The organism is Streptomyces sp. NPDC090127, from assembly GCF_044746945.1.
Lineage (GTDB): Bacteria > Actinomycetota > Actinomycetes > Streptomycetales > Streptomycetaceae > Streptomyces.
Map to the genome: position 1 here is coordinate 129,068 of NZ_JBIVDE010000011.1, position 6,188 is coordinate 135,255.

The 6,188-nt window shown below is 72.1% G+C and carries 8 protein-coding genes and 1 pseudogene; 3 read left to right on the forward strand and 6 right to left on the reverse strand.

Annotated elements, in window-relative coordinates; translation table 11 throughout:
• Positions 1–5 precede the first annotated feature (5 nt).
• Complete coding sequence (locus ACIPPS_RS31520; RefSeq protein ID WP_401439238.1) at positions 6–578, forward strand: TIGR03086 family metal-binding protein; 573 nt, start codon at positions 6–8, stop codon at positions 576–578.
• Between the two features lie 92 nt (positions 579–670).
• Positions 671–1,450, forward strand: coding sequence for a type I methionyl aminopeptidase (gene map / locus ACIPPS_RS31525; protein WP_401439240.1), 780 nt, complete (start codon positions 671–673; stop codon positions 1,448–1,450).
• A gap of 15 nt (positions 1,451–1,465) precedes the next feature.
• Here the strand turns inward: map and ACIPPS_RS31530 are convergent, their stop codons facing one another.
• A complete protein-coding gene (locus tag ACIPPS_RS31530) occupies positions 1,466–2,134 on the reverse strand; it encodes a MerR family transcriptional regulator (protein ID WP_401439243.1) in 669 nt (222 codons plus the stop codon).
• A gap of 122 nt (positions 2,135–2,256) precedes the next feature.
• On the opposite strand from ACIPPS_RS31530, the gene ACIPPS_RS31535 reads away from it, so the two are divergent.
• Complete coding sequence (locus tag ACIPPS_RS31535; RefSeq protein WP_401439246.1) at positions 2,257–2,775, forward strand: hypothetical protein; 519 nt, start codon at positions 2,257–2,259, stop codon at positions 2,773–2,775.
• Positions 2,776–2,836: 61 nt separating this feature from the next.
• On the opposite strand, the gene ACIPPS_RS31540 is transcribed toward ACIPPS_RS31535, so the two are convergent.
• The 5 genes and pseudogenes from ACIPPS_RS31540 to ACIPPS_RS31560 form a co-directional block, all read right to left on the reverse strand.
• Complete coding sequence (locus ACIPPS_RS31540) at positions 2,837–3,139, reverse strand: antibiotic biosynthesis monooxygenase family protein (protein ID WP_401439249.1); 303 nt, start codon at positions 3,137–3,139, stop codon at positions 2,837–2,839.
• A 95-nt stretch (positions 3,140–3,234) separates the two neighbouring features.
• The gene (locus ACIPPS_RS31545; RefSeq protein WP_401439251.1) at positions 3,235–4,110 is read right to left on the reverse strand and encodes a sirohydrochlorin chelatase; all 876 of its coding nucleotides are present in this window, start codon (positions 4,108–4,110) and stop codon (positions 3,235–3,237) included.
• An 8-nt stretch (positions 4,111–4,118) separates the two neighbouring features.
• Positions 4,119–5,018 carry an ABC transporter permease gene (locus ACIPPS_RS31550; RefSeq protein ID WP_401439253.1) on the reverse strand — a complete coding sequence of 300 codons (900 nt, stop codon included), beginning with the start codon at positions 5,016–5,018 and terminating at the stop codon, positions 4,119–4,121.
• Complete coding sequence (locus ACIPPS_RS31555; RefSeq protein WP_401439256.1) at positions 5,005–5,799, reverse strand: ABC transporter ATP-binding protein; 795 nt, start codon at positions 5,797–5,799, stop codon at positions 5,005–5,007. The genes ACIPPS_RS31550 and ACIPPS_RS31555 overlap by 14 nt, the downstream gene beginning before the upstream one ends.
• Positions 5,800–5,852: 53 nt before the next feature.
• Positions 5,853–6,188 (reverse strand): annotated as a pseudogene (locus ACIPPS_RS31560) (sulfate ABC transporter substrate-binding protein); the annotation flags it as partial.

The following is a 6,188-nucleotide window of genomic DNA, read 5'->3' on the forward strand; positions in this document are numbered from 1 at the left end:
GGCCCATGAACGCCGTCCACACCCATCTCACCGTCTGCGCCGCCGAGGCCGCCCGCGTCGCCCGTGGCGTCACCGCCGACCAGCTGCCCGAGCCGTCCGTCTGCGCCGACTGGACCGTTCGCGAACTGGTCAACCACCTCGTGCTCTACTCCGGCCACGGCCTGGAGCGCCGCGCCCTGCGCGAGCAGCTTCCCGAGTCCACCGTCCAGCGGGATTTCACCGCCGACGCCGACTGGGCGGAGCAGTACGCGGCCCAGCTGGACCGGGCGCTCGCCGCCTGGGAGAAGCCGGACGTCTGGGAGGGCGACGTGGACACCGGTTACGCCACCATGCCCGCGCCCGTGATCGCCTCCCTCCTCGTCAAGGAACTCGCCCTGCACGGCTGGGACCTGGCCCGCTCCACCGGCGAGCGCCTCACCCTCCCCGACGCCACGGGCACGTTCGTCCTCGCGATCGTGGCGGAGCACGCCGAGGTCTACCGCCAGTACGAGGGGTTCGCCGCCCCCGTCGACGTACCGGAGCCCGCCTCGGACTTCGAGCGCGCACTCGCCGCGAGCGGCCGGGACCCGCGCGCCTGAGCGCCGACCCGTGGTGGAGCGGCCACGCACCCCATTCTCATACCGGTATAGTATGGACGGTATAGTTATTGGGTACGTGAGAAGGGCGCCGCATGATCGAGATCCTCAACCCCACTCTGGTGGCCCGGGCGAAGGACACCGGCGCCCTGGTCGCACACATCCTGCAGACGCTCAGGGGCCGTAGCGCGATCGGCACGAACCTGCTGGACATCGACCGGTGGGCCAAGGAGATGATCGTCGAGGCGGGAGCGCAGTCCTGCTACGTCGACTACGCGCCGTCCTTCGGCCGCGGCCCGTTCGGCCACTACATCTGCACGGCCGTCAACGACGCCGTGCTCCACGGGCGGCCCCACGACTACCGGCTCGCCGACGGTGATCTGCTCACCCTCGACCTCGCCGTCTCCCGGGGCGGAGTGGCCGCGGACGCCGCCATCAGCTTCCTCGTGGGCGAGGCGAGGCCCGCCGAGAGCGTCGCGATGATCAGCGCGACCGAACGCGCGCTGGCCGCGGGGATCGCCGCCGCCGGGCCGGGCGCCCGCATCGGCGACATCTCCCACGCGATCGGCACGGTCCTCGAACAGGCGGGGTACCCGATCAACACCGAGTTCGGAGGCCATGGCATCGGCTCGACGATGCATCAGGACCCGCACGTCTCGAACACCGGCCGGCCCGGCCGTGGGTACAAGCTGCGCCCCGGGCTGCTGCTCGCCCTGGAGCCGTGGGTCATGGCGGACACCGCCCACCTCGTCACCGACGCCGACGGCTGGACGCTCCGCAGCGCGACGGGCTGCCGGACGGCGCACAGCGAGCACACCATCGCCATCACCGACGACGGAGCCGAGATCCTGACCCTGCCGGGCCGGTACAGCTAGCTCGGCCGCCCGCCGCTAGGTCGCCTGCCCGCCGCCGAAGTGCCGGGCCGACTTGTCCTCCTGGGCCAGGCGGCGGAGGGCCAGCAGGGCGGGTTCCAGGAGGACCGAGACCAGTACGGCCCGTTCGGCCTGGGCCAGCAGGTCGCGCTCGCCGCGCATCTGGCGCACGTCCACGTCGGCGATGCTGTCGGCGAGCCGGGCGTAGGGCACCAGGCCGCGCCAGTCGATGTCCGCGCCCAGGTCGGCGAGTGCGGCCAGGACCTCCGCCAGGGTGTGCGCGGCCGGGTTCCCCCGGGACACCTCCCATCCCATCGCGGCGATCAGCTTCCGTGCGTCCGCCAGACTCTCCGGCTCCGGCTCCCCGTCCGGCTCCTGTGAAGGCTCCTCCGCGCCGGTGTCCTCCTCCGTCCTGGTCGGGCGTACGCCCAGCACTATCCCGAAGACCTGGTGCAGATCCTCCTGTTCGGCGGTGATCGCGTCGAGGATCTCCTTCGTCGCGCCGGTCGACAGACCGCGCGTCGCGATCAGGGTGCGGATGAACCGGAGCCGGTGCACGTGCTCTTCGCCGTAGTCGGCCTGGTTGGACGCGGTGGCCCGCCCCGGAGGCAGCATCCCCTCCCGCAGGTAGTGCTTGATCAGCGGCACCTTCACGCCGGTGCGTCGACTGAGTTCGGAGACCTTCATCCACTCACTCTCTCGGCAACGGATAGTGGATAGCGCTATTATCCATTCTATCCGGTGCTCCTCCGTGCGACCTTCCGAACGGGCCTCTTCGTCGTGCCCGCAGCCGAAAGGATTCACCTCTGATGTTCGGCACCCTCATGCTCATCGCCGTTCCGACCCTGCTGTTCCGGCTTCTGGGCGCGACAGGCGTCCGGCGGTTCGCGACCTGGCGGGTGTCCGCCGTGCACGGCCTCGCGGTCATGCTGGTGTTCACGGCGAGCGCGCACTTCGTCCCGTCCGCCGTCGGCCCCATGCCCGGCCATCACGACCTGGTCGCGATGGTCCCGCCGTTCGTGCCTTTCCCCCGTCTCGCCGTCTACGCGACGGGCGTCCTGGAACTCCTCGGCGCCGCGGGACTCGTCCGGGAGGCCACCCGGCGGCCGGCCGGGCTCGGCCTCGCCGCGCTCTTCGTCCTGATGCTTCCGGCCAACATCCACGCGGCGGTCGAGCGGATCCCCTTCAACGGGGAGCCGGCGACGCCTCTGTGGTTCCGGATTCCCGAGCAGCTGATCTTCATCGGAGTCGCACTCCGGGCCTACGCTCCGGTGCGAGCCGCGGCCGCGCGGCGGGCCGACAGGGCGCCCGCCCCGACGGAGTTCTGAGGCGTGGGCGGCGGGCCGTCCGCCCTGTCGGTCCGCCATCTCCCCGCGCGTCGCCGGGCGGTCAACTCCCGGACAGGGGCGCGACCGTGAAGTGCCGTACCTGAAGGGGCGCAAGCAGGTACGCGTCCTCGCCCGGCAGCACCACGGGCTGGTCGCGCCACTGCTCGCCGGCGTAGCCCACGAGGTCCTCCTCGCCGCGCCAGCGACTGACGTACAGCAGCGCGTCAGGCGGCGCGATCAGCACCTCGTGGTCCACCAACCCCGGGTAGCGGCTGGGGAATTCGCTCACCGCGGAGACGATCATGTCGTGGAACTCCTGGAAGCGGCCGGGACGTACGCGTGCCTCACTCACCCTGATGATCACGCTCGTCAGGGTGCCACGCACGTGGACGCGGCGCCAGCGTTCTGCCGTAGGCCTGGAAGGCGCCTCGCCACCGCCACCGGAACGACGGACACTCCCTAGGCGACGGCCACGCGGGCCGCCGCGCGGCACTCGTCGTACCGCTGGACCAGCAGCCGGGCCAGCTCGTCCGACGGGCCGAGGACGTCCGCGAGGACGTCGGCCTCCGCCGCGCCGGCCGCGATGCGGTCGGGGAGGCGGCCCGGGGCGATGACGTAGGGGGCCACGGCCACCCGGCGCACGCCGTCGGCGCGCATCGCCCGGACCACGTCCTCGGTCCGGGGGAGAGATGCGGAGGCGAACGCAGGCCGCACGGAGCACCAACCGGTGCGCCGCAGCTCCCGCGCCGTTTCTGCGATCGCTGCGATCGCCTCCGGGTCTGTGGAGCCCGCCGAGGCGAGCACGACCCCGGTCGAGCGCTTCATCTCGTCGACGGCGCGGCGCCACGCGGGGGTCGCTGCTGGGGGTTCGGGGGTCGCCCCCCGGGCAGACACAGTTGCGATCGCTGCGATCGCCTCCGGGTCTGTGGAGCCCGCCGAGGCGAGCACGACCCCGGTCGAGCGCCTGTCGCCCCGCGTCAGGCCCGCTTCGTACAGGCGTCGTTCCAGTGCCGCGACGAGCAGCGGGGACGGGCCGAGTACCTCGGCCTGGCGGATCCGCAGGCTCGGCGGGGCCTGGCGCAGGACGGACGGGATGTCGGCCTTCGCGTGGAAGGCGCGGGTCAGCAGCAGCGGGAGGGCCACCACGTCCCGTACCCCCTCGGCCGCGAGGCGGTCCAGCGTGCCCGGGACGGACGGCAGGTTGAAGTCCAGGAACGCCGTCTCCACCCGCAGCCCCGGGCGCAGCGCCCCGGCCCGCCGCACCAGGGCGTGCACGGTCGCGGCGTGCCGCGGATCGCGGCTGCCGTGGGCGACGACGAGAAGGACCTCGGACATGGCGCGACTCAGCCCTTCACCAGCAGCCCGCGGCCGCGCAGCACCGCGCGCTCCAGCGGGCTGAAGATCAGCAGGTCGATGGCGACACCCACGAGCAGGATCAGGATGATGGCGAGGAAGATCCCCGGCATGTCGAAGTTGTTCCGGCCGTTCTCCAGCAACTGGCCGAGCCCGAGCCCCAGATCCGGCGACGAGGCGATGATCTCCGCGGCCATCAGCGAGCGCCAGGAGAACGCCCAGCCCTGCTTCAGGCCCGCCAGATAGCCCGGCAGCGCGGCGGGCATCACGATGTGCCAGGCGCCCCGCAGCCCGGTCGCGCCGAGCGTGCGCCCGGCCCGCAGGAACAGCGGCGGGACCTGATCGACGCCGGCCACCAGGCCGTTGGCGATCGACGGCACGGCGCCCAGCAGGATCACCGCGTACATCATCGAGTCGTTGAGGCCGATCCACAGCACGGCCGGGGCGACCCACGCCACCGACGGCAGCGACTGCAGACCCGCCAGCACCGGCCCGATCGCCGCGCGCACGAACCGCACCCGGGCGACCAGCAGACCCAGCGGCGTACCGATGGCGAGCGCCATCAGGAAGCCGAGCAGGGCGCGCGAGACGCTCGTCCACAGGACGTCGAGGAGCGTGCCCTCCAACCACATGGTCTTCAGGCTGTCCCAGACCGCCCCGGGCGCGGGCAGCTTGGACTCGTCGGTGACCTCCGCCATGACGAGCAGCTGCCAGACCACGAGGACGAGCAGCACGGCGACGACCGGCGGCAGGACCTTCTTGACCAGGACCTCACGCACCGGCGTACGGCGCACCTGCACCGCGTCCAGCGCGTCGAGGCCCGCTTCCAGGCCGGCCAGGTCGTCGGGCTTCCCGGCCGGCTTCCCGGCCTTCGTCTCAGTGCTGGCCATGACGGCGGATCTCCCCACGCAGTTCTTCGGTGATCTCGACGGACAGCTCCGCCACGGCGGCGTCCTCGATACGGCGCGGCTGCGGAATGTCGATGGTCCACTCCCGGGCGATCCGCCCCGGACGGGACGACAGCAGCACCACGCGCTCGGCCAGCCGCACGGCCTCGCGCACGTTGTGCGTCACGAACAGCACCGAGAGGTTCGTCTCGCGCCAGATCCGGGTCAGCTCGTCGTGCAGCACGTCCCGCGTGATGGCGTCGAGCGCCGCGAACGGCTCGTCCATCAGCAGCAGGTCGCTGTCCTGGGCGAGCGCCCGGGCCAGGGCGACACGCTGGCGCATGCCGCCGGAGAGCTCGTGCACCCGCTTGCGGTACGAGCCGCCGAGCCGCACGAGGTCGAGCAGCCGCTCCGCCTCCGCGCGCCGCTCGGACTTCGGCACCCCGCGCAGCCGCAGGGCGAGTTCGATGTTCTTGCCCGCGGTGAGCCACGGGAAGAGGGCGTGCTCCTGGAACATCAGGGCCGGCCGGCCGCCGGGCGTCTCGATGGCCCCGGCGGAGGGCCGGTCGAGCCCGGCGACCAGGTTGAGCAGGGTCGACTTCCCGCAGCCCGAGGCGCCGAGCAGGGTGACGAACTCACCCGGCGCGACATCGAGCGAGATGTCGTCGAGGACGAGCTGCCCCCCGGCGGGTCCGGCGAAGGACTTCGAGACGTGCTCGAGCCGGGCGGCGTGCGACACCACCGCACGGTCCTCGGCCTTGGCGAGCGTCGCGGTCGTGGCCATGGTCGTCACCTCCTGGGAAATCCTGGGAATCCTGAACTCGGGCTGATGTGCGGTTACTTGACGCCGAGACCGGCGTCGGAGGCCACGGGCTCGCCCGCGTCCTTCAGGACCCTGTTGAGGGGCCCCAGGTCGTAGATGCCGTTCAGGTCCGGCTGCTTGAGGAGACCGGCCTCGGCCGCGTGGTCCGCCTGCGCCCGCAGAGTCTCGGCGAGCGGATCGGGGGTGAACCGGAGCGAGGACCACGCGCCGTCGAGCACCTCCGCGCTCAGCGGCTTGCCGGTGAGTTCCTTGAGTTTGGCGTTGGCGGATGCCTTGGCCTTGTCGGGGTTGGCGTTGATCCAGTCGTTGGTCTTCACCGAGCCGCGGAGGACTGCTTCGACGACGTCCGG